General features: G+C 67.6%; 14 protein-coding genes. 8 read left to right on the top strand and 6 right to left on the bottom strand.

Going from position 1 to position 22,838, the window contains the following annotated elements:
- The first annotated feature begins 114 nt into the window (after nucleotides 1-114).
- Entirely contained in the window at nucleotides 115-2,289 is a 2,175-nt protein-coding gene (locus ACSIH6_RS06145; protein ID WP_435107243.1) for an endo-beta-N-acetylglucosaminidase, read from the top strand.
- Between the two features lie 235 nt (nucleotides 2,290-2,524).
- Here ACSIH6_RS06145 and ACSIH6_RS06140 read toward each other — a convergent pair whose 3' ends face one another.
- Complete coding sequence (locus ACSIH6_RS06140; RefSeq protein WP_435107242.1) at nucleotides 2,525-3,463, bottom strand: alpha/beta fold hydrolase; 939 nt, start codon at nucleotides 3,461-3,463, stop codon at nucleotides 2,525-2,527.
- A gap of 625 nt (nucleotides 3,464-4,088) precedes the next feature.
- On the opposite strand from ACSIH6_RS06140, the gene ACSIH6_RS06135 reads away from it, so the two are divergent.
- Both ACSIH6_RS06135 and ACSIH6_RS06130 read left to right on the top strand, forming a co-directional pair.
- On the top strand, nucleotides 4,089-5,252 hold the full coding sequence (locus ACSIH6_RS06135; protein WP_435107241.1) for a sensor histidine kinase: 1,164 nt from the start codon (nucleotides 4,089-4,091) through the stop codon (nucleotides 5,250-5,252).
- Nucleotides 5,249-5,908: a response regulator gene (locus ACSIH6_RS06130; protein ID WP_435107240.1), complete on the top strand. Its 660-nt coding sequence runs from the start codon at nucleotides 5,249-5,251 to the stop codon at nucleotides 5,906-5,908. The genes ACSIH6_RS06135 and ACSIH6_RS06130 overlap by 4 nt, the downstream gene beginning before the upstream one ends.
- Before the next feature lie 139 nt (nucleotides 5,909-6,047).
- On the opposite strand, the gene ACSIH6_RS06125 is transcribed toward ACSIH6_RS06130, so the two are convergent.
- Together ACSIH6_RS06125 and ACSIH6_RS06120 are read right to left on the bottom strand one after the other, a co-directional pair.
- Entirely contained in the window at nucleotides 6,048-7,742 is a 1,695-nt protein-coding gene (locus tag ACSIH6_RS06125) for an SLC13 family permease (RefSeq protein WP_435107239.1), read from the bottom strand.
- A gap of 273 nt (nucleotides 7,743-8,015) precedes the next feature.
- Nucleotides 8,016-9,182, bottom strand: coding sequence for an enolase C-terminal domain-like protein (locus ACSIH6_RS06120; RefSeq protein WP_435107238.1), 1,167 nt, complete (start codon nucleotides 9,180-9,182; stop codon nucleotides 8,016-8,018).
- 115 nt (nucleotides 9,183-9,297) lie between these two features.
- Here ACSIH6_RS06120 and ACSIH6_RS06115 point away from each other — a divergent pair, with 115 nt between their 5' ends.
- Nucleotides 9,298-9,999 carry a GntR family transcriptional regulator gene (locus tag ACSIH6_RS06115; protein WP_435107237.1) on the top strand — a complete coding sequence of 234 codons (702 nt, stop codon included), beginning with the start codon at nucleotides 9,298-9,300 and terminating at the stop codon, nucleotides 9,997-9,999.
- 311 nt (nucleotides 10,000-10,310) lie between these two features.
- Here the strand turns inward: ACSIH6_RS06115 and ACSIH6_RS06110 are convergent, their stop codons facing one another.
- On the bottom strand, nucleotides 10,311-11,126 hold the full coding sequence (locus ACSIH6_RS06110; protein WP_435107390.1) for a helix-turn-helix domain-containing protein: 816 nt from the start codon (nucleotides 11,124-11,126) through the stop codon (nucleotides 10,311-10,313).
- 653 nt (nucleotides 11,127-11,779) lie between these two features.
- Nucleotides 11,780-12,019: a hypothetical protein gene (locus ACSIH6_RS06105; RefSeq protein ID WP_435107236.1), complete on the bottom strand. Its 240-nt coding sequence runs from the start codon at nucleotides 12,017-12,019 to the stop codon at nucleotides 11,780-11,782.
- A 335-nt stretch (nucleotides 12,020-12,354) separates the two neighbouring features.
- Between ACSIH6_RS06105 and ACSIH6_RS06100 the strand changes: the two genes are divergently transcribed.
- The 3 genes from ACSIH6_RS06100 (at nucleotide 12,355) to ACSIH6_RS06090 (ending at nucleotide 14,854) form a co-directional block, all read left to right on the top strand.
- Nucleotides 12,355-13,005 carry a LuxR C-terminal-related transcriptional regulator gene (locus tag ACSIH6_RS06100; protein ID WP_435107235.1) on the top strand — a complete coding sequence of 217 codons (651 nt, stop codon included), beginning with the start codon at nucleotides 12,355-12,357 and terminating at the stop codon, nucleotides 13,003-13,005.
- A gap of 183 nt (nucleotides 13,006-13,188) precedes the next feature.
- Nucleotides 13,189-14,136 carry an ABC transporter ATP-binding protein gene (locus ACSIH6_RS06095; RefSeq protein WP_435107234.1) on the top strand — a complete coding sequence of 316 codons (948 nt, stop codon included), beginning with the start codon at nucleotides 13,189-13,191 and terminating at the stop codon, nucleotides 14,134-14,136.
- Nucleotides 14,117-14,854, top strand: coding sequence for an ABC transporter permease (locus tag ACSIH6_RS06090; protein WP_435107233.1), 738 nt, complete (start codon nucleotides 14,117-14,119; stop codon nucleotides 14,852-14,854). The genes ACSIH6_RS06095 and ACSIH6_RS06090 overlap by 20 nt, the downstream gene beginning before the upstream one ends.
- A gap of 178 nt (nucleotides 14,855-15,032) precedes the next feature.
- Here the strand turns inward: ACSIH6_RS06090 and ACSIH6_RS06085 are convergent, their stop codons facing one another.
- Nucleotides 15,033-16,268 carry a M23 family metallopeptidase gene (locus tag ACSIH6_RS06085; protein ID WP_435107232.1) on the bottom strand — a complete coding sequence of 412 codons (1,236 nt, stop codon included), beginning with the start codon at nucleotides 16,266-16,268 and terminating at the stop codon, nucleotides 15,033-15,035.
- 641 nt (nucleotides 16,269-16,909) lie between these two features.
- On the opposite strand from ACSIH6_RS06085, the gene ACSIH6_RS06080 reads away from it, so the two are divergent.
- On the top strand, nucleotides 16,910-22,838 hold a 5,929-nt coding region (locus ACSIH6_RS06080; protein ID WP_435107231.1), incomplete at its 3' end, for an amino acid adenylation domain-containing protein.

Here is a 22,838-nt window from a genome sequence, read left to right as displayed (position 1 = left end):
GGCCTCCCCGCCGGGGCGGTCCCGACGGGGGACGGGTCTTGTGGAGATCACTTTAGCGCTTTAGTGTTGCGCCTCACCAACGCCGGAACCACTGGAGCGGAGGAGACGGAGCACATGAACGACGCACAGGACAGGGCGGACGGGACCGCGGGCGTCCGACCCCCTGGAAGGCTGAACAGACGGACGTTCCTGGGGGGCACGGGCCTGGGGGTCGCGGCCTCGCTGCTCCCCTGGGGGGCGGCCCCCGCTTCGGCCGCGCCCACCCCCGCCGCACACGGCGCGGAGACCGGCCCGCTGCCCCCGCTCATGCACGGGTACTCGGCGCCGCAGGTCAAGGCGTGGAGTCCGGAGACCGACACCCACGCCCCCTACCTGCGCTCGCGCGTGCCCCTCGCCGCGCGGCTTCCTGCCTTCTCCCCCACCCAGGCCCGTCCCGGACTCGACCCCCGGCCCCGACTGATGTCGCTGGCCAACGACTACCTCCAGCCCGGGTACGAGACCGCCGGCTACCCCTACGGCACGGGCTTCGACGCCTACGCCCTGCGCTTTTGGCAGTACCCCGACCTGTACGCCTCCTGGCACGGACTGCCCCTGGAGGGCGAGCACGGGGCCGAGGAGCCACAGTACGGCTTCCTCAACCTGCCCAACCCGGGCTACACCGACGCCGCCCACCGCAACGGCGTGCTCAGCCTGGGGTGCTGGTTCTGGCCGCGCCCGGAGGACTTCGCCGACGCGGTGGAGCAGAACCCGGACGGCTCCTTCCCCATGGCCGACAAGCTCGTGGAGATGGCGGAGTACTTCGGCTTCGACGGCTACTTCGTCAACCAGGAGGACGACGTCACCGGTGAGCAGGCCGTCCTGCTCATGGAATTCCTCTCCTACCTGGCCGACCGGGCACCCGAGGGCTTCCACGTCCAGTGGTACGACGCGCTGACCGTGGAGGGGCGCGTCTCCTACCAGAACGAGTTCAACGACGTGAACTCGCCCTGGATCGTCACCGGGGACGGCGAACGCGTCTGCGACAGCGTCTTCCTCAACTACTGGTGGAACGAGCAGCGCGTCCGCAACTCCCGCGAGCACGCGCTGTCCCTGGGTCTGGACCCCTACGAGGTGGTCTACACGGGCCAGGAGATCGGGCTGAACCGCTTCGCCCAGTCCTACGATCCCCGCCTCGTCTTCCCCGAGGGGGGCGAACCCCGAACGAGCTGGGCCTTCCTCGGCGCGGAGATGGTCTGGTACACCGTCGAGGGGGCCAAGGACAGCGTCGAGGCGCAGGCGCCCGCCTACACCCGGGAGCGCCACCTGTGGAGCGGGCCGCTCCAGGACCCCTCGCGCACCGGCCGGACGGCCCCGCCCGACACCGCCGACCCGCTGGACCCGCGCGGGTGGGACGGGACCGCGCACAGCATCGTGGAGAAGTCGGTCATCGGCTCGCTGCCGTTCGTCACGGGCTTCTGCGCGGGGACCGGACTGGGCTTCTTCGTTGACGGGCGCAAGGTCGGCGACGACCCCTGGTACAACATCGGGGTCCAGGACCTGCTCCCCACCTGGCAGTGGTGGGTGCGCGACGGCGACGGCGAGCCCGCGGACGACGTGGTCGTGGACTACGACTACACCACCGCGTTCGACGGAGGGAACAGCCTGAAGGTGTCCGGCGCGCTCGCACCGGGCGGCTCCGTCCTGGTCCGCCTGTTCAAGACCGGGCTGACCGTGACCGCCTCCACCGTGCTCCGTGTCGTCCACGACCTGGCCGGGGACGGCCCGGTGGCGGAGATCGCGCTCGTTTTCCAGGACACTCCGCAGGAGTGGGAGCGTCTCGCACTGCTCGACTCGGCGCGTCCGCTGACCGGTGGCTGGTCGGAGTCCGAGGTCGCGCTGGAACCGTGGGCGGGTCGGGAGATCGCCGCCATCGCCCTCTCGGTGCACGCCGGGGAGGACGCCGAGGAAGCCGCGGACGTGGCGGTCCGCCTCGGGCGGCTCACAGTCGCCGAGCGCGGGGAGGGGCCCGTCCCCGCGACGCCCGCCGCGCCGACCGTGGACGGGTTCGAACGCGACGGGGACACCGCCAGCGTCTACCTCCGCTGGGAGCCGGTCGGGGGCGCCCGCCACTACGACCTCTTCCACGTGCACGGGGAGTCGCGCGCGTGGGTCGGGCGGATCTGCGGTGAGGCCTTCTGCGTCGGGGCGCTGCGCCGTCCGGACGGCGCGGCCTCCAGCGCGATCGAGGTGGAGGCCGTCACCCCGCTCGGGCGCCGGTCCGCACCGGCGCGCGTGGCGCTGACCTGGTGAGGAGGGGTACCGGCGTGCCCTTCCGGCGTGCGAGCCACGGCACACCGGAGTGCGGCGCGGCCTTGCCCGCGCGGGACTGAGCACGGGGCCGGGTCCCGCTGCGGGTGCTGCCATCCGCGCCGGGACCCACGGGCCCCACCGGTCGCGGTGCCCGCGCAACGGGTCCCGACGGTCCGAGTGCCGCTTCGCGCGGTCGGCGCCGCGTTCCTGTCGGCGCCGCGCTCCCGCCGGTGCCTCAGGCGGCGGCCTGGTCGGTGACGCGCCGGACGGCCTCGACGGCGAGTTCGGGCTGGTCGACGTGGATGTAGTGGCCGCTCTCCTCGGCGGTGCTGAGCCGGCTGTCGCCGGAGACCTGGAGCCACTGCTCCTGGCCCTCGGTCCACACGCGCTCCAGTTCGGCGCCGTACTCGGGGATCTCGCCGAGGTACTGGACCCCGTGCTGGATGACCTCGGTCGGGATGTCCCCGGCGGAGCGGACCTCCGCGTCGCTGTCGATGACGATGCTCTCGGGGTTCTCGCCCTGGAACATCGCGAGGTTCTGCGCGCGCACCTCGGCGCCCGGGCCGGTGGCCGACTCGGGGATCACCTCGGTGATGTCGTCGAGCATCGTCGGGGACGTGGCGTCCAGCAGCACCAGGCCCCTGACCCGGTCCTGGTGGTCGGGGGCGTAGCGGGCGGCGATCAGCCCGCCCAGCGAGTGGCCGACCAGGACGACCGGGCCGTCACCGGCGACGTCGTCCAGGACGGCGGTCAGGGTCCGCCCGGCGTCGGCGATGCTCTGGGGGCCGGGCGGCTGGTCGCTCCCGCCCTCGCCGAACCGGTCGTAGGAGCAGACCCGGTCCCCCTCGCTCAGGGTCTGCTGGAGGTCGGCCATGGTGTCCAAGCCGTCGCCCATCCCGGCCATGAGGACGACGACCGGCCGGTCGTCGGCCGGGGCGCCGGAACAGGAGACGTTCAGGGAACCGCCCTCGACGTCGAGCGTCTTGGCCCCGGCGAACAGCTCCCCGTCGGTCATCACCTCCTCCGCGGCCGACTCCAGGTCGGACTCCACCTCCTCCAGACCGGCACCCACGTCCTCCAGGCCGGACCGCACGTCGGAGCACCCGACGAGGCCCGTTCCGGCCACGGCCAGGCACAGTGCGGTCAGGGCGGTCGTCCGGATGGTGCGCGACATCGGGGCCTCCAGTGAGGGAATCGGGACGGGGTGGTGCCGCGGGGCCGCGGGAGAGGGCGTCGGTCCCGCTCCCGTGAACCGGAACTCCGCGACTGGGAAGAACCTACGGACGCGGCGGTGCCCGGGTCATCACCGCGCGGTGGACACCTGAGTGTGGCTCGCGCGGGGGACGGGCCCCGCCGCCGAACCGGACGGCACCCGTACGCCCGCACGGGGCTTCGCACCCCGCCCTCGCGCGGGGCGGTGCCCGTTCACCTGCGCCGACGCGTCCAACCTTGGGCGGCGAGACCGTGCCCGGGGGTGTTGGGACGTGCCCGCCGCTACCCCTGGGGAACCGTGGTCCGCCGCGGACGGCGCGCAGGCCGCGCACCGGAGACGACCGGTGACGGCCCGCCCCGTGATCCCGTGTCCCCCGCGCGAGCTACGCGCAGGTGTCCACCCCGCGGTGACGACCCCGCGCCGCCCCGGTCCGTAGCGTTTCCCCCAGTCGCGGCGCCCCGGCCGCGCCGCTCCGACGAAGGAACCCCATGAGACCTCCCCGGCAGTTTCCGGCCGTCGCCGCGGCCGCGTTCCTCCCCGTCCGCGGGCGCGCCGAGCGACCCGCCGCCACCACTACACTTCCCCAGTGACCAGTCTCCGGCGGCTCCCCCACCTGTGGCAGCGACTCGACGTCACCCTCCGGGACCTGCCCCTGGGACTGCTGCTCCTGACCGCCTCGCTCATCCCGTCACTGCACGGACAGGGGACCGAGTTCGGCGGCGTGGCGGACCGACCCCTCGACTCCCTGGGCCTGGTCGCGGCCGCCCTCCAGAGCCTGCCCCTGGCCGGGCGCAGGCGCTGGCCGGCCCTGGCCCTGGTCCTGGTGGCGAGCGGCTTCGCCCTCGACCAGTTGTCCGGTTACCACCTGTTCGCGGGCACCGCGCTGCCCATCGCGCTGGTGAGCGCCGGCGCCCACCTCCACCGGTACCGGCGCACCGCCATGCTGGTGGGCTCGGCGGCCTACGTGGTGCTGGCGGTCGCGGTGGACCGGGTCGGGGCGGGCGAGAGCCCGGCCGGGTACGTGACGTTCTACGCGGCGCTGGCCCTGGCCTGGGGCATCGGGGCGTGGTTGCGCTCCACCCGCATCGCCGAGGCCGAACGCCGCCGTTTCGTCGCCGAGGCCACCCGCACCGCCGAACGCACCCGCATCGCCCGCGAACTCCACGACGTCGTGACCCACCACGTGACCGCGATGGTCGTGCAGGCCGAGGCGGCACGCTACCTGACCTCCGCGCCCGAGCGGCTCGACCAGACCCTCACCGCGGTCACCGACACCGGCAGACGGGCCATCACCGACCTGCGCCACCTGCTCGACCTGCTCAACCCCGACCACTCCACTCCCGCTCCCGCCTCCGACGAAGGGCTGCTCACCGTGGTGGAGCAGACGCGCCGGGCCGGACAGCCGGTGGAGTTCAGCGAGGAGGGCACCCCGGCCGCCTCGCGCGGCAGCGCCGACCTCGTCGCGCACCGCGTCGTGCAGGAGGCCCTGACCAACGCCCTCAAGTACGCGCACGGCAGCCCCACCACCGTGCGGGTGCGCCACCGCCCCGAGGAGATCACCGTGAACGTCACCACCGACCACGCCGGGCCTCCGGGCGTCTCCCCCGGGGGGAGCGGGCGGGGCCTGGTCGGCCTGCGCGAACGCGTCGAGGTCCTGGGCGGTGACTTCACAGCGGGCCCGCACGAGGGCGGGGGCTTCACCGTGCACGCGCGCATCCCCGCACGCGCCCCGGTGGGCGACCGGGCATGAGTGCGCCGATCCGGGTCCTGGTCTGCGACGACCAGGTGCTGATCCGCACCGGCCTGGTCACCATCATCGACGCCCAGCCCGACCTGGAGGTCGTCGGCGAGTGCGGGGACGGCAAGGCCGCGGTCGAACTCGCCGAGCGACTGCGCCCCGACGTCGTGGTGATGGACGTGCGCATGCCCGTGCTCGACGGCATCGAGGCCACCCAGCGCCTGGCCGGGGCCGGGGTGGACCGTCCCGTCAAGGTCCTCGTGGTCACGACGTTCAACCTCGACGAGTACGTCTACGAGGCGCTGCGCGCGGGCGCCAGCGGGTTCCTGCTCAAGGACGCGCCCCCGGCCCAGCTGCTGCACGGCATCCGCACCGTGGCCACCGGCGCGGCGCTGCTGGACCCCGAGGTCACACGCCAGCTGGTGGGCAGGTACGCCGCCCGGATCCGGCCCTCCCACACCGCCGTGGTCGACGCTCGGCTGACCCCCCGCGAGCTGGAGGTCCTGTGCCTGATCGCCAACGGCATGTCCAACGGCGAGATCGCCGCGAGCCTGTTCATCAGCCAGGAGACCGTGAAGACGTTCGTCTCGCGCATCCTGACCAAACTCGACCTGCGCGACCGCGTCCAGGCCGTGGTCTACGCCTACCGGCAGGGTCTGGTGACCTGACTCCCGCACGGGGACGCGCGCACCACGAGACCGTGACCGGGCCCCAGGTCCCTCGGCAGGGGCCCGGGGCCTCTCCCGCGTTCGCGACGCGAGGGGCCCCGGGTCGCCGGAGGTCCCGGCTCCGTTCGTGTCGGCCCGGTCACCGGAATCCGGCGGGAAGGGTCATGAGGTCGACTCCCCACAGCAACGGCAGCACGTAGAGCGACCCCGCGACGACGAGGGCGAGGGCGGTGATGTTCAGCCAGAACCCGGTTCTGACCATCTCCATGATCTTCACCCTGCCGGTGCCGAACATGATCGCGTTCGGAGGGGTGCCCACCGGAAGCATGAACGCGCAGTTCGCGGCCATCGCGCAGGGAACCATCAACGCGTACGGGTGAATGTCGAGAGAGACCGCGAAGGCCGCCATGACCGGGAGGATCATCGTCGACGTCGCGGCGTTCGAGGTGATCTCCGTCAGGAACAGCACGAGCGCGGTGGCGAGGACGATGGTCAGGATGACGTTGACCCCGTCGAGCACGCGCAGTTGGTCGCCGATCCACGCGGAGAGGCCGGTCTCGACGAACCCCGCGGCGATGGCCAGTCCGCCGCCGAACAGCAGGAGGATCCCCCAGGGGACCTTCTTCGAGTCCTCCCACTGGAGGATCCTCCTCTCCCCGCCGTTGCGAGCGGGCAAGGTGAACAGGACCACCGTCGCGACGATCGCGATCACACCGTCGCTGATACCCGGGAGAAGGCCCTCCCAGAGGAACGACCGGGTCACCCACATGAACGCCGTTCCGAGGAACACGCCGAGTACGACCTTCTCCTCGGTGGACATCCCGCCGAGGGACCTCCTCTCCTCCCGGATGATCTCCCTGCCGCCGGGAAGCTGCTTGAACCGGACCTTGAACGTGACGCCTGTCAGGTAGAACCACGCGAGGGCGAGGAGGACGGCGGCGGTCGGGACTCCGAACAGCATCCACCCGCCGAACGAGATGTTCTCACCGAAGAGCTCCCCGACGGTCGCCGAGAGAACGGCGAGCGGTGGCGTCCCGATCAGCGTCCCGAGGCCGCCGATGGTGGCCGCGTACCCGATGCCGAAGACGATGGACTTCTCGAACTTCGGCAGGTCGGCGGCGAACTCCCCGCCCCGCAGCGAGCGGGCGGCCTGGTACACGACCGCGAGGCCGACGGGGATCATCATCATCGTGGCGGCCGTGTTGGAGACCCACATCGACAGGAAGCCCGTCGCGACCATGAAGCCGAGGACGATGCGGCGCGGACTCGTGCCGATCGCCGCGACGATCGAGAGGGCGATGCGTTGGTGGAGGTTCCATTTCTCCATCGCGATCGCGAGCGAGAACCCCCCGAGGAACAGGAAGATGATGTCGTTGCCGTACGCCGCGACCACGGCGTCGCCCTCCAACGCGCCGGTCAGCGGCAGGAGCACGACCGGGAGCAGGGACGTGACCGGGATGGGGATCGCCTCGGTGATCCACCAGGTCGCGACCCAGAGAGTGGTGGCGAGGACCGCCTGCCCCGCCGGTGAGAGCCCCTCGGGTTCGAAGAACACGAGCGTCGCCACGAACAGCAGCGGACCGAGTAGCAGCCCGGTGACGCGTGCGGGCGTGTACCCGGGGCCGGGGTCGGGGACGCCGGCCCCTTCGGCCGGTTCCGAGTTCTCCAGACCGTCACGGGCGGCGGCGGTGGGGCCGCTGCCGCCAGCCCGGTCGGACGTCATCAGGGCCGCTCGTGGCGATCTCCTGAGTTTCGAGAAGGTCAGAAGGTCCTTGATCTCTCGGTGTGACGCCCACAGGTTTCCCCATAGGGGTTGCAGATAGGGGGTTGCCATTGTGTACCTTCTCTGGTCTTCTGCTCGGCTTGGCTCGACTTGCTGAAGGAGATCGGCTCGGGTGGCACGCGGGTCGGCACCGGCCGTGGGGGAGAACGGGCCGTGGGTACTCCGCACGGGGAACAGAGGGCCGTCGGCGGTCGTGGAACCGACTCCGTCGGCGGCGCTCGTCGTCGAATGGTCGTCCACGCTGCTTCGGAGCGGTCGTGTGCGATGTCGGAGACGGCGGCTCCCGTGTCCGCGACCGGCACGGGAGCCGCCGGTCTCGGCCGGTCAGCCGTGCAGGCCCCGGAGGATGTCGTGGAACTTCGCCTTGCCCTCGAGTCCGATGCCCGGAAGGTCACCCGGCGCCACGCGACCGCGGGTGATCACCGCGTCGTCGGTGAAGCCGCCCGTGGGCTGGAACTCTCCGGGGTAGGACTCGTTGCCGCCGAGCTTGAGAGCCGCGGCGATGTGCAGTGAGAACTGGTGCCCGCCGTGCGGAACGCACCGGCGGGAGGACCAGCCGTGCTGGGCGAGCATGTCCAGGACCCGGCGGTACTCCGTCAGCCCGTAGCTCAGCGCCGGGTCGACCTGGATGAAGTCGCGGTCCGGTCGCATCCCGCCGTAGCGGATCAGGTTCCGGGCGTCCTGCGACGAGAACAGGTTCTCGCCGGTCGCGATGGGATTGCGGTAGTTCTCCGACAGCGTCGCGTTCAGGCCGTAGTCCAGCGGGTCGCCGACCTCCTCGTACCAGAAGAGGCCGTACTGGTCGATGGCCTGGCCGTACTCCAGCGCGGTCCGCAGGTCGAACTTGCCGTTGACGTCCACCATCAGCCGGGACCCGTCGCCGTCCAGGACGTCGATGACCGCCTCGATACGCCGGAGGTCCTCGGCCAGGTCGGCGCCGCCGATCTTCATCTTGACGATCTCGTACCCCGCGTCGAGGAAGCCGCGCATCTCGTCCCGGAGGTCCTCCAGAGTCTTGCCGGGCGCGTAGTAGCCGCCGGCGGCGTAGACGAAGACGTCCTCGTCCGGTTCGCCGTCACCGTAGTGGTCGGAGATCCACCGGTACAGCGGCACCCCCGCGGCCTTGGCGGCGAGGTCGTGCAGCGCCATGTCCACCACGCCGACGGCGACGGAGCGTTCACCGTGTCCGCCGGGCTTCTCGTTGCGCATCATGACGTCCCACGCCCTGGCGGGTGAGAGTTCGCCGTTTCCGTCCAGCAGTTCCTCCGCCGCGGCGTCGCGCAGCCGAGGCAGCATCCGCTCGTTCAGGATGGCCGTGGCGTTGTACCGGCCGTTGGAGTTGAAGCCGTAACCCACCAGGGGCTCGCCGTCGACCACCACGTCACTGACCAGTGCCAGGACCGTGCAGTCCATCTTGCTGAAGTCGATGTAGGCGTTGCGCATCGACGAGCTGATCGGGATGGTGCCGACGTGGGCGGAAACGATTCGCATGGGTCTCTTCCTGCTGAGCTTGGTCTTATAAGACCCTTATAAGTTATGCGGAGCCTATACTGGCTGAGACGGGGGTCACAAGCCCGCGAGCGAGAACTGGATGAGAGAGGTCACGATGACCAGCGCGAACGTCTTCTCCAGCAAGGGCGGGCTGGCCTACACCGAGCTGCGCCGCCGCATCACCTCCGGTGAGCTCGCCCCAGGATCACGCCTGTCGCAGTACGAGCTGGCGGAGGAGATGGGCATGAGCATCACGCCCCTGCGCGAGGCGATCAGGCGGCTGGCCAGCGAGGACTGGGTCGCGATGGACACCCACCGGGATGTCCGCGTGGCGCCCATGAGCGCCTCCGAGGCGCGCGAGCTGCTGGAGGCCCGTCTCTCGCTGGAGCCCTCCGCCACCGAGCTCGCCGCGCTGCGCCGCACGGAACAGGACATCGCCGCGATGAGGGAGGCGGCCGACGCACTCCTACCGGTCACCCGCACCTGGGGCGAGGAGGCCATCGCGGCGCACCGGGCCTTCCACCGGGCGATCTACGCCGCCTCCCACAACAACGTGATGACCAGGCTCCTGGACGACCTGTGGGACAAGGCCGACCGGTACCGGCGGATCGGCCTGGAACTGCCTGCGGGCGCCGAGCCGCGCACCATCGACCTGAACCAGCACCACGAGATTCTGGAGCTCGTCGTCACCGGCGACGGTGCCGCCGCGGCCGGACTGGTGCGCTCCCACATCCTCAACAGCCTCGGGGCCACGGTCACGGACACCCTCGAAGGCAGGGAACGCGCCTACCACCCCATCGCCGGGCGTTCGACCTGACACCCCCTGAAGCGTCAGCGGCCTGCTCACTGACGTGAGGTGCTGCCACCAGCGTCTGCGGAACTCAGCACGCCTCGGCGGGTAGGTAACTCACTGGTGTCCCTGTGGAAGCGGGGCCGACGCACCGCTCCATCCACATGAGAGCCGACGGGGCCTTCCTCACCGCCCAAGACCAGGCAGGGCACGGCGAGGTCGCGCGGTCCCCGGTCGGTGCTGGCCTGGACGTGCATAGGCGGCGGCGGTGATCCGGCGCAGTTCCGCCCGGGGAACTCGCCCCGCCGTTGGAGGACGTACTCCTGTGCCAAGTCGGCCTACTGTCCAGTGTTCAACCTGCTCAGTTCCGCCCTCAGACTCTCGAGGGTCTCGTCCGGGCAACGTGCCGCGCTTTGCAGCGCCGCGAACTGCATGCGCCAGCGCGTTGTCTCCGTGGTGTTGGTGGCCAACTGGCCATCACGAGCGCTCTCGGTGAACAGCACGTCGGGGTGGGCACCCGTGGTCGTGATCAGCTTGAACGGACCGGAGCCACCGGGATGCCTCGGAGCGTCCATGGGGATCAGCTGCATGGTGATGCGCCCGCGCTCGATGAGGTCCACCACGGACTCCAACTGCTCCTGGGTGGCTTTCAGACTCCCGTACCGCCGGTAGAGGAGGGTCTCGTCCACGACCAGCCACAGCTTCGGGTGGGTGCTCTCCGCCAGCCTCGCCGCACGCTTGGCCCTCGCGGCCGCTCGTGACCGCACTTCCTCGTCGGTGAGCCACTGAGCCCCGTGTTTGATCAAGGCTTGCGCGTAAGCCCTCTTTTGCAGGTGAGCGGACCAAGCCAGGACCAGGTATTCGTAGACCGCACTCGACCTGTCCACGAGTTCGGCGACTTCCTCCCGCCAAGCTTCACGGTCGTCACCGGTCAGCTCTTCCCACACACGGGGTAGACGTTCGGATCCCAGAGCGTTCACGAGGTCCGCGCGCAGGTTCGCTGACGGGGCCGTGATCCCTCTCTCAACTGCGGAAATGGTGCTCTTGCTGGTGTTGGCCGCGCGTGCCAGAACCGACTGTGTCATGCCGGAGTCCTTGCGCATGGCACGTAGCTCGCGCCCGTACCGGCCTATGACCTCTCTTCCAGGGGGCATGACAGGCATGACATCACAGATTCCAGTATTAGTGTAGGGGGTTCCTGGAAAAGCTGTCACTGAAGAGGGCGCTCCAGTGTCGTTGCAATGTGCTTCACATGGGCATTGACAGCATCTGCCAGCGAGATTCCAGCGTCATTAATTCCTGCGGGCTTCACCATCCGAACGTATGTTTGCCGATCTGATTCGACACCGGTCGACGGCCGCCACCATTGCGCGGAACCCCGGGTGTGGCCGCATCCGGCCACGCGAATTTTTGGTTCGACGAGGTCTTGGCGGGTCAGCAGCACTGCTGTCCGGGTTGGGTTCATGTGCTGTTCGTGGCAGGTTCATATTTTTGACACCTGCACGCATGGGCCGAAACGCTTTCATTCGCCAGTGCTTGCATCGCCCTCTACCTGCACATTTGTACCCTATCGGCTGGTCCACGTGATTCCAGGGCATCGAATATCAGAATCGCGCAGGCTTTTTATTCACATCGGGCCGAATCGCCGGCTAGGTGACTCCATGGCTCGGCAACACCGCCATGAGCAGCAAACTTGGCAGATCCGCTGGGTCTGGTTCCATATATCAGAAACCAGCGCATTTCGCAAGAAGACACGCTGCTATGAACTGGATGCGCCCAGTATTTCTCCTGGAAAGGTGTGTGCTTCTCATGCCTGCATGGCTAGGCTTCCCCCGATTGCGGCGGTCACCAGCGTCAAGGGGGAAGAGGTCGGCCTCCAGGCCTCGGTAAGGCCCACCGCCGAGCCGGAAATATCGAGATCGCCCTCTTGGAACCCGACGGCTCCCTGCTGTTCATTCGCCGTGTCGAAACTGGAGCAGTAAATGAAGTTACCACCGCCTATCTTCATGACCTGGCGTCGCTCTGCCGGAAGGGCTGTTCTGGGCATGCCGGTTCACGCTGACCCGGGATGTGAAGGAGTCGGTACGGGCGTGGGTGCTCTCGTTGAGCCCTGGCGCCCGCGCCCCTTCGGGGGACGTGGCCAGCTCGTCAGCTGGTTTCAGAAGGCCCTGCCCCATCAGGGCCAGCACGGATTCGCCCTCCCCCAACGGTGCTGGTGGATCCTGCGGTGCGTCACCGTCTCCCGAGCGGGATCCGGTGGCGTCTCCACACCCGTCCTTGTTTTCTTGAATCCGGGTACAAGCGGATCATGCAGAAATCGCTGGGATTGAGTACATGGTTAAGTCAATTTCTCTGACTGGGCGTGGGTGTGGGTCGCTTGTGGTGGCGATCCACGTCGGCAGTGAAGTAATCCACCAAGGGCTCATTGCAATGCTGAGATCGGCTCCGACTCGATATGAAATCGTGCCATTTGATTCGATTGGCTTCCGTGCCGAGAAGCTGATGGACAAACCGCCGAACGTCGTCATCCTTGGCTGTGGCGACGAGCAGGTAGCGGATATCGAGGAACTCGCGCAGCGGTCATGGTCGATCGGCTCCAAAATACTTCTCCTGCTCCCACGAAGTGATGATCGTTTATTCGACAGTGTGGCTAAATTGTCCACGGACGGGTTCCTCATTATGGACCTGTTGACCACGGAAGTACTCGACGACTCCCTACAGAATGTAGCCAAAGGCGACGTGGTGATTCCGCGACCGATCGCGGGACGGCTATTGGCCCGTACGAGAGGTGGTCAGGGTCACGCGCGACCGCAGTTGCCCGAGCTGACGCCGAGGGAGACGCAGGCCTTGCAGTTGTTGGTTCGCGGACTCAGTAACAAACAGATCGCCACACAGCTCCAAATCTCCTCGCATGGCGTGAAACGCCTGGTCGCGAACCTGCTGGCAAAGCTTAACTGTAAGAACAGGACCATGGCTGTGGCCATGGCCCTGCAATGGAAGCTTGTAGAGAAGGACACAGCGGCAGATGCTTGAGAGCCTTCACGCATGCCCTCCGGGAAAACGCCTTATTAGATTTCGATCACACCCTAAGCCCTCGCTGCGGAAGGCGTCGACTGGCGATCCACGCTCCGCATGGCAGCCGCTCCGGACCGATCCAAATGCTGGACCGTACCTCCGAGTCAACAGGAAGATGTTTTGCTGTACATCAAAGATATCGTGAAGGTCTACAAGCGCGGGGCCCGCGCCAATGACGGCGTCAACATACATGTTGAGGCCGGCGAGGTGGTGGGTCTCCTCGGGCACAACGGTGCTGGCAAGACGACGCTCATCAATCAGGTGGCCGGGCTCACCGTGCCAACGTCCGGCTCCATCCGGGTCGATGGATGCGATCCGGTGGCGGAACCGTCGAGAGTCCGTCGCATGGTCGCGGTGATGCCGCAATCGCACGCACCATTGACCGGCGTGACACCTCGACAGGTCATTAAATCGATGGCCCGTATCCGGGGGATGGACAAGCAGGCCGCCGGCGCGCGGACCGATGAACTGATCGAGGTCCTGGACCTCGCAGAGTGGGCCGACACTACGGGTGAGCGGCTCTCCGGGGGTGTCCGAAGGCTGACGGCGTTCGGCATGGCCGCGGCGTCACCCGGCAAGGTCGTGATGCTCGACGAACCGACCAACGACGTGGACCCCGCCCGCCGGAGGCTCTTGTGGGAGCAGATCCGCGAGTTGGCGAATCGGGGCTGCGCCGTCCTGCTGGTCACCCACAACGTGATCGAGGCAGAGCGGAGCGTGGACCGCATCGTCGTGTTGGACTCCGGAAAGGTGATGGCGGAGGGGACGGCGGCACAGCTTCGTTCCCGCGCGGCTGGCGATCTCCGACTGGAAATGACGGCTGCGGACATCGACAGCCTCCCCTCCATCCCGGACCACATCGCGACCGCGGGCCCTGCGGTGCGTGCCCCCCGACGGCTGACGGTCGCCCTCGAATCCAGTGCGGCCGCCGCTGCGCTCGCGTGGGCGCAGCAACTCCGCGACTCACAGGAGATCGACGAATTCTCTCTTGTGCCGGTCGGCCTGGAGGACGTGTATCTGGACCTCGTGGGCGGGGAGTCCACGCCCACCGCAGAAGAAGGGGAGCACGATGCGTCACTGGATGTCTAGCTACGGCCTGCTGCTCGGCTGGGCGGGGTTGCGGGGACGTGCGACGTTGCCGCTGAATCTGGTGATCCAGACCTGCCTCGCGGTGGGGATCATCGTCGGGTTCGCGTTCCTCATGCCCACCATGGACGCTGAAACGGCGCTTTACCTGGCGACGGGTGCGCCCGTGCTCGGGCTCGTCACCGTCGGGATGGTGATCGGGCCCCAGGAAGTCGCTTCGGCGAAGCAGGAGGGCATTTTCGAGTTCAACCGGTCGCTGCCCGTGCCGCGGAGCGCGCTCATCGCATCCGACGCCACGATCGCCCTGGTGACCGCTCTGCCGGGGATGCTGGCCGCGCTCATGGTCGCCTGGCTGCGGTTCGACCTGGAACTGCAGATCAGCCCCCTGATCGTTCCCGCGATCCTCCTGACCGCGGCCGCCGCGATCGGCATTGGCTATGGCATCGGATACGGACTTGTCCCGCCGGTTGCCCGGATGATGTCCCAGCTTGTGGTGTTCGTCGCGCTGATGTTCTCACCGATCGCCTTTCCGGTCTCCCGGCTTCCTGACTGGTTCGCCGCCGTTCACACGGTATTGCCGTTCCAGTACATGGCCGAGAGCTTCCGCGATACGCTCAGTGTTCCGCCCGACGGTGTCCGGCTCATGCCCTTCCTCGTTCTCGCGGTCTGGTCCCTCGGGGGATTTCTGGTTGCCTACCGAATGATGGCCCGACGGACATGAACCACATCGGTGCCCGGCACCTGGCCGCAGCGGTCGGGACGTCGGCGGTGGGCATGGCCGTTCGATGAAGAGCCTCCGGCGGATGCGGTTGCTGACCCGCACCAGCCGGAGGCTCTCTGATACCGCTCCCGGCGCCGCCGGAGTGCCACCAAGGGCACTCGGCCGCCGCGGGCGTGGTCTACAAGGGCTCCACCACCGCGCGTTCCCCCGGGACAGCCAGATCCCGGACGTGGTTCCGCGCCAGTCCGGAGGGCCATTCGCGAAAGTGGCGGAACCGCATGGGTACGCCCCTGGCGCCGGACAGGTCATCACTGTCCATGGCCTGCATGTGCACATGCGGCTGGGTTGAGTTTCCCGAGTTCCCGCAGCTCGCGATGTGCTGGCCCACCACGACTTCGTCACCGGCGGAAACTCGGATGCTGCCGGCCTGGAAATGCACCAGAGCGACGAAGACACGGCCCTCCGCAAGAGATATCACCACATGGTTTCCGGCGATGGCTCCCACGCCCTGGCGGACCCGTGCTCCCTGACTCAGTGCGTACGGAATCAACGCGGCCTGTGACCTGCGCGCTTCGTGGTCGGGCTCGCCATCGTGCACCGCGACAACGGTTCCGTGGACGGGGGACAGAATCGGCCGACCGAAGGCGAAGAAGAGTTCCGGCGGCTCGGTGGCGAGGAAAGTTCGCCAGCTTCGACTGCCTGCCGTCCGGTGTCTGTCGTCCACACCGACGAAGTCGATGGCGTAGCGCCCACCGTACATGTCTGTTCCATGGCTCGGAACGCGCCGGGCCGGACTGTTCTCGACGCGCCACAGTCCAGTGAAGGGCAGGGAGACCTCTATCCCGCGGTCCCCAGAACTTTGCGAGGGTGAATCTCCAACCATGGATTCAAGATACGCCATCGATCCACCGAGGGTGATCGCGCCGATCGCGGCGGTTCGGGCGACGAATATTCTGCGGGAGGTTTCGGAATTTCTTTCCTTATCCCCGCTGGATGACCCGCTCTCCGCTTCCTCGTTCTCGATGCGGGTTTCATCGACTGTTTCGTTCGCCGGGCCGTTGCGCTGTGACGCGCCGGGGACGGGAGTGTCCCCGGCGCGGCGGGCGAGGGCCCTCCGCAGTAGAGGGCGGACTAGTTCCCCCAGGAGCAGAGCGACGATGAGGTACGGCAGTAGGGCCAGCCAGTAGAGCCCCGGCCCTTCGAGGGCGCGTACGAGCCGGAAGGGGGCGTCGGCGGGACCGGCGACCATCGCGCCGACGGTGACGGCCGCGAACAGCCACACCAGCACGGTGCCGGTGCGCCGCCACACACCGTCCTTCCTGGACACGTCCCTGACCAGGCGCCTGTACAGGTACACGTGGATGGCGGCCACGACGGCCAGGATCAGGACCGCGTTCAGCAGTAGAAGGATCATGTCGGCGCTCTCCGGTCGTTGCGGGGATCGAGGTGTGGCCCACGCTCACTGTCCGGTCGCTTCTGATGGCAGAATGCGACCCTTTTCGGAGTTTGACACCAACGGCACTGTGGCGCCACCCGCGCGATTCAGGAGAGCGGAGAATTCGTCCGTCCGTCCTCGACCACGTGCAGGGCTGGGAAAACTCAGCAAACCATCCCCTTTAGTCTTGTTCGGTCACCAGTGGAACACAGTACGTCATGTGTGGGATCCACCGGATGTGCCCTGGAAGGGGTAGCCGGTTGATCAGGGCCATAGCACCCCAGTTGGGCATTACTGCGCGCGGCGGCACGAATTAGTCTCGGTATCGTCCAGTTCTTCCGAGTTGGGTGGCGGGTCTTCTCGCTGAAGCACAAAGAGGTTCGCACGGAACGTTCACAGGAGTTTGTTCTGGCCCGGTTCGCGCCCGTCGTGAGTGTTCACGTCGACGGCGTGAAGGCATCTCTTGATTCGTTCGACGAGCGTCACTGCACTCAATCAAGACCGGTAGTACAAAGCATCGTTCATGATTTAAGAGGACTGCAGCCTTGAACACTCCTGACGACCCAGTGGAAAACCCCCTTGCGTCTTCAGAAAGCGGCCGGATCGAGAACTCGTACCCGATGGTGCCCACCCAGCGGGGCATCCTGTTCCAATCCCTGCATGGGGGGAAGTCCGGGCTCTACCACGCGCAGACGCTGTTCGAGATCACTCAGGACCTCGACATCGACGCGTTCCACGAGAGCTGGGCACGGGTCACGGAGCGGTATGCGGCACTGCGGACGAGCTTCCGGGCAGCGTCGAGCGACGAGCCGGTGCAAGTGGTCTGGGAGAGCGTCGAGGTCCCGTTCGAGTACGAGGACTGGCGGAACCTGACCGAGGTGCAGCGGTCGTCCGCACGCGGGGCCCGTCTGCGGTGGGACCATGAGCACGGTTTCCCCGAGGCGCCCTTGTGGCGACTCCACCTCGTCCGTCTGGAGGAGCAGCGGTATGAGGCTCTCTGGAGTCTGCACTACGCCCTGATGGACGGGCGGAGCCAGGCGAGGGTACTCCGTGAAGTCGAGCGGTCCTATGAGCACCTCGTCGCACAGCGAGCGGTCGACGGGCCGCCGGCGGCTCCGTTCCAGGACTACGTCGATTGGTGGAACCGCCAGGACACCGACCGGTCCGAAGCCTTCTGGCGCGAGGAACTGCGGTCCGTTCCGTCCGCGAGCCCGCTTCCTGTGGAGCTCAGGCCTTCCATGGCCGAGGGGGCTCCGTCGGAGGCTCGCCAGATCGCTTACGACCAGGCCTCCTTGGTCCTGGACGAGCGGGAGACCGCACACCTTCGGGACGTCGGAGAGCGGCACGGTCTGGAGCTCTCCACTCTGGTCCAGGGCGCCTGGGCCTTCCTGCTGAGCCGCTATCAGGGCACGGAGGACGTGGTCTTCGGGGTCACCACCCCCGGCCGGTCCGCTGATCTGCCCGGGATCGAGGGCATGGTGGGGGCCCTCATCAACACGCTGCCGCTGCGCGTCGGCGTGCCCGCCTCGATGGCTTGGGCGGAGTGGCTGCAGGATCTGCAGCGGCGGTACACGCGGCTTCACGAGCACGAGTACAGCCCGCTGCTGAAGATCCAGCAGTGGAGCGGGATCGGTTCGGGAGAGTCGCTCTTCGAGACCGTGGTGACGGTCGAGGATCACGAGGAGGAGCCCGACCCCTGTTCCCTCCGGATGGTCCGGACCTGGGCGGAGAGCCATGCCGGCTATCCGCTGAGCGTCGTGGTGACCCCCGGGAACCGCCTCACCCTCACGGTCCACTATGACACCGTGCGTTTCGGGGCAGAGGCGGTCGAGCGCCTGGTGGGGCACCTCCACCGCATCCTGACGGAATTCGGGCACAGACCGCAGGCCTGCCTGGGGGAGTTGGCCCTCCTTCCCCAGGCCGAGTTCTCCCGGCTCGTCCACGAGTGGAACGACACGGACACCCCGTACTCGCAGGATCTGTGCATCCACGGCCTGTTCGAGAGGCAGGCCGAGAAGACCCCCGAGGCTTTGGCCCTGCTCTTCGAGGACGAGCGCTGGACCTACCGCGAGGTCAACGAGCGAGCCAACCAGGTCGCGCGCTTCCTCAAGCACATCGGGCTCGAACGCGGGGACCAGGTCGCGATCCTCACAGAGCGCTCCGCGGAGATGATCCCCGCGCTGCTGGGGATCCTGAAGGCGGGAGCGACCTACATCCCCCTGGACGCCAACGCCCCCGTCAAGCGGTGGCACTGGATCATCGACTCACTGAAGATCACCTGTGTCCTGACGGAGACCGGCCTGGTGCCACGCTTGCTGGCCGCCGACCCGCTCCCGAACCTCGCCCACATCGTGCGCCTGGACTCCGAGACCGGCGACGGGGACCTTGACCCCGAACTTCCGCACGTCGTTCACTCATCGGACGAGATCGCGGGTATGCCCCGAGGCAACCTTCCCACGCAGGGTGATCCGCGGGACATCGCCTACATCATCTTCACATCCGGCTCCACGGGGACTCCCAAAGGCGTGACGGTCGCGCACTTCCCCGCGGTGAACCTGATCGAATGGGTCAACACCACGTTCTCTGTGGGACATGAAGACCGCATCCTGTTCGTCACATCTCTCACCTTCGACCTGTCCGTCTACGACATTTTCGGTATTCTCGCCGCCGGGGGATCGATCCGTGTGGCCACGGGCCAGGACATTCAGGAGCCGGCGAACCTGTTGTCCTATATCTCACGTGAGCCCATCACGTTCTGGGATTCGGCGCCGGCCGCCCTGATGCAGCTTGTTCCCTTCCTGCCCATGGACGGAGACGGCGCGATCGAGGTGGTCTCTCGCTCCGTTCGCCTGGTCTTCATGAGCGGTGACTGGATCCCGCTCCAGTCACCGGACGTCCTGACGGCAGCGTTCCCGAACGTCCAGGTCGTCGGTCTCGGCGGTGCCACGGAGGCGACAGTCTGGTCGAACTACTTCCCCGTCGGGGAGGTGGATCCCGACTGGTCGAGCATCCCGTACGGAAAGCCGATCCAGAATTCCTACTACTACGTTCTCGACGAAAGCCTGCGTCCCTGCCCGATCGACGTTCCCGGCGACCTTTACATCGGCGGTACGTGTCTGAGCTCGTGCTATGCGAACGAACCGGAACTGACGGCGAGCAAGTACATCCCCTCGCCCTTCAGCGCCATTCCCGGGGACCGCATCTACAAGACGGGCGACATGGCGCGCTGGCGCCCTGACGGGAATCTGGAGTTCCTCGGGCGCACCGACTCCCAGGTCAAGATCCGCGGTTACCGCATCGAACTCGGCGAGATCGACAGCGTCCTGAGCGAGCATCCCGCCATCCAGGACTCGGCGACGATCGTCCGTGAGGACAGGCCGGGTGACCGAACCCTCGTCTCGTACGTCATTCCGCACCCTCAGCTCGCCCAGTCGGCCGTGCAGGAGCACGACGGCGCATTGGCGGACAAGCGCGTCGACCGTTGGCGCGAGGTCTACGACTCCTTTGATCCGAGCGCGGCGACCGAGGACGGCCACGATTTCTCGGGCTGGAACAGCAGCTACACCGGCCGACCCATTCCCCTGGAGGAAATGCGGGCCTGGCAGGAAGAGACCGTGGCCCTGGTCCGCGACCACGACCCGAGAACGATTCTGGAGATCGGCTGCGGTACCGGCCTGCTGCTCTTCCCCCTGGCTCCCGGACGCCACCGGTACTACGGAACGGACCTTTCCTCATCGGTTCTGGAGTCCGTCCGCAGCCGCCTCGACGCCCATCCCGAGCTGCGGGAGGTCGTCACCCTGAGTCAGGGGGAGGCCGACGGCGTCAGTGATCTGCGACTGGACTCGGTCGACACCGTCATCATCAACTCGGTGGTCCAGTACTTCCCCGGCATCGACTACCTTGTGCGCGTTCTCGAAGGGGCGCTGGCCCGAGTCGCCGAAGGCGGACGGATCATCGTCGGCGATGTCCGCAGCCTCCCCTTGCTCGAAGCCTTCCACGCCAGTGTCGAGGCGCACCGCGTGCCCGACTCCATGACGCGTGAACAGCTTTGGCGGCGTGTCCAGCACCAGGTGCGGCAGGAAGAGGAACTGACCCTCGACCCCGCGTTCTTTCGGGACTGGGCCACCGGTACCGGCGCCATCTCCCGCGTCGAGATCCGGCCCAAGGGTGGCCGCCATCTCAACGAGATGTCGATGTTCCGCTATCAGGTGGTGCTCCACGTCGGATTCGACTCCCAGGACAGGGCAGAGCGTCCGAACCCGAACTGCCCCGACCACGACTGGGCCTCCGAACGGCTCACCCTCGCCAAGCTGCGCGAGACGTTGGATGGTGACCGGCCTGACCGGATCCGACTGCGCGATGTCGCGAACTCACGCGTGGAGGACGCGGTACGGACCCTCCGTTGGCTGAAGGGGGAGTCCGGGCTGGAGACGGTCGAGGCCTGGCGTGCACAGGCCGAGCCAACGCGAGGCGTGGACCCGGAGGAGATCAGGGAGCTCGCCGAGCGGGCCGGTTACCGGTCCGCCATCGACTGGAGCCGCCACGGCTCGGACGGCGGCTACACCGTTCTGCTGACCCGGGACGGGATCGAGCCGAGCACCGACCAGGAGGAGTACCTCGATCCGACCGCGATCGAGGGGCAGGCGGTCCAGGACTGGTCGAGCTACGCCAACCAGCCGCTCAAGGCCGAAATCCAGGACCTCCTGATCCCCCGGCTCCACGCGTATCTGACCGAGCGGCTGCCCGGTTACATGGTGCCGTCCGACCTCGTCGCACTGGATGCTCTGCCGGTCACCTCCAGCGGCAAGCTCGATCGGCGCGCGCTACTGAACCCGCAGGATTCCGTGTCGCTGGGGACGACCGTTCGCGTCCCTCCGCGCAACACGACTGAGGCGCTGCTCGTCTCGGTGTGGGAGCAGATCCTGGGCCGCTCCCCCATCGGTGTCCTCCACGACTTCTTCGAACTGGGCGGGCATTCCCTCCTCGCGGCTCAGTTGGCGACCCGGATCCGGCAGGTGTTCTCGCTGGAGGTGCCCGTCCGTCTCTTCTTCGAACTGCCCACCATCGCCGAGGTCGCGCGCGAACTGCAGCGGAGGCAGGAGGAGCTCCAGCCGTTGGAACTGCGCCCGCTGGCCCAGGTCTCCCGTGACGAAGCGCTGCCCGCCAGCTTCGACCAGCAGAGGCTCTTCTTCATCGATCGCCTGAGCCCCGGCACCACGTCCTACACCGTCAACTGGCTCATCCCGCTTCCGGCGTCCCTGGAGGAGGCGGTGATCCGGGACGGGCTGGACGAGATGGTTCGACGCCACGAATCGCTGCGCACGACCTTCCGTGAAGAGGACGGCCGGGTCTGGCAGGTCATCGCGGACGACCGGCCGGTCGCGCTGCCGACGACCGACCTGTCCATGCTCCCGGAGGAGGAAGGAGAGAGGCAGACGCAGGAGGAGATCCGACGGTGGTGGGATCAGCCCTTCGACGTGGGCGAGGGCCCCTTGCTGCGGGCCCGCCTCATCAAGTTCTCGGAGACCGATCAGGTCATGGCGCTCAGTGCCCACCACACGGTGTTCGACGGCTACTCGATCAACCTCTTCTGCCAGGAGTTCCTCCAGATCTGCCGGGCCCTGGCCGACAGTGAGCCCTCCCCGCTGCCGGACATGGAGGTGCAGTACGCCGACTACGCGGTATGGCAGCAGAGCTGGTTGGAGAAGGACAGGCTCGCGTTCCATCTGGGCTACTGGAAGGAGCAGCTCTCCGAGGCACCGGAACTGCTCACGCTGCCCACCGATTTCCCACGTCCGGACGAGCAGAGTCTCAAGGGCGGCTTTCTGAGGCAGCGGCTGTCCGCCGAGACGACTCGACAGGTCGCACATCTGAGCCGCGAGTACCAGGTGACGGACTACATCACCATGCTCAGCGCCTTCGCGGTCTTCCTTTCCCGCTACAGCGGGCAGGACGTCGTCGTCATCGGTGTGCCGATCGCGAACCGGAACCGCGCCGACCTTGAGTCCATGATCGGGTTCCTGGTCAACACGGTCGCCCTCAGCGTGGACCTGCGCGGCAATCCCCGCTTCGAGGACGTGCTTCTCCAGGTCCGCAAGCAGATGTTCGATGCTCAGAGCCACCAGGAAGTTCCCTTCGAGCGGCTCGTCGAGGCGCTGCGGCCCACACGCAGCCTCGGGTACAACCCGGTCTTCCAGGTGATGTTCGCCGACGAGAGCCTTCCCTTCCTGGAACACGAGTCGGCTCTGGTTCAACCCAAGCCATGGATGCACAGTCTGGTCGAACAGGGGATGAGTGTCGGCGTATCCCGCTTCGACCTCACCTGCATGATCCAAGCGTCCCCCGAGGGGATGCGTTTCGGCTTCGAGTACAGCACCGACCTGTTCGGGGAGCCGACGGTCGCGCGCATGGCCGACCATTTCCAGGTACTCGTCGAGTCCGCGCTGGCGTCCCCCGATCAGCGGGTCCGGCAGCTGCCGATGGTCGAGGAAACCGAGCGCGGGGCGATCATCGAGACGGGATACGGAGCCACCAACGCGGCGGCTGTCG

This window comes from Nocardiopsis synnemataformans (assembly GCF_965343085.1).
Lineage (GTDB): Bacteria > Actinomycetota > Actinomycetes > Streptosporangiales > Streptosporangiaceae > Nocardiopsis > Nocardiopsis alborubida.
Note: the sequence above shows the minus strand (reverse complement) of the source record. Positions and strands in the feature narration are given on the sequence as shown.

Coding starts and splice junctions, on each gene's coding strand:
- ACSIH6_RS06120 (WP_435107238.1), bottom strand. CDS start 9,182: ATGCGAATCGTTTCCGCCCACGTCGGCACCATCCCGATCAGCTCGTCG.
- ACSIH6_RS06110 (WP_435107390.1), bottom strand. CDS start 11,126: ATGCCCCCTGGAAGAGAGGTCATAGGCCGGTACGGGCGCGAGCTACGT.
- ACSIH6_RS06115 (WP_435107237.1), top strand. CDS start 9,298: ATGACCAGCGCGAACGTCTTCTCCAGCAAGGGCGGGCTGGCCTACACC.
- ACSIH6_RS06140 (WP_435107242.1), bottom strand. CDS start 3,463: ATGTCGCGCACCATCCGGACGACCGCCCTGACCGCACTGTGCCTGGCC.
- ACSIH6_RS06130 (WP_435107240.1), top strand. CDS start 5,249: ATGAGTGCGCCGATCCGGGTCCTGGTCTGCGACGACCAGGTGCTGATC.
- ACSIH6_RS06090 (WP_435107233.1), top strand. CDS start 14,117: ATGCGTCACTGGATGTCTAGCTACGGCCTGCTGCTCGGCTGGGCGGGG.
- ACSIH6_RS06125 (WP_435107239.1), bottom strand. CDS start 7,742: ATGGCAACCCCCTATCTGCAACCCCTATGGGGAAACCTGTGGGCGTCA.
- ACSIH6_RS06105 (WP_435107236.1), bottom strand. CDS start 12,019: ATGCCCAGAACAGCCCTTCCGGCAGAGCGACGCCAGGTCATGAAGATA.
- ACSIH6_RS06085 (WP_435107232.1), bottom strand. CDS start 16,268: ATGATCCTTCTACTGCTGAACGCGGTCCTGATCCTGGCCGTCGTGGCC.
- ACSIH6_RS06145 (WP_435107243.1), top strand. CDS start 115: ATGAACGACGCACAGGACAGGGCGGACGGGACCGCGGGCGTCCGACCC.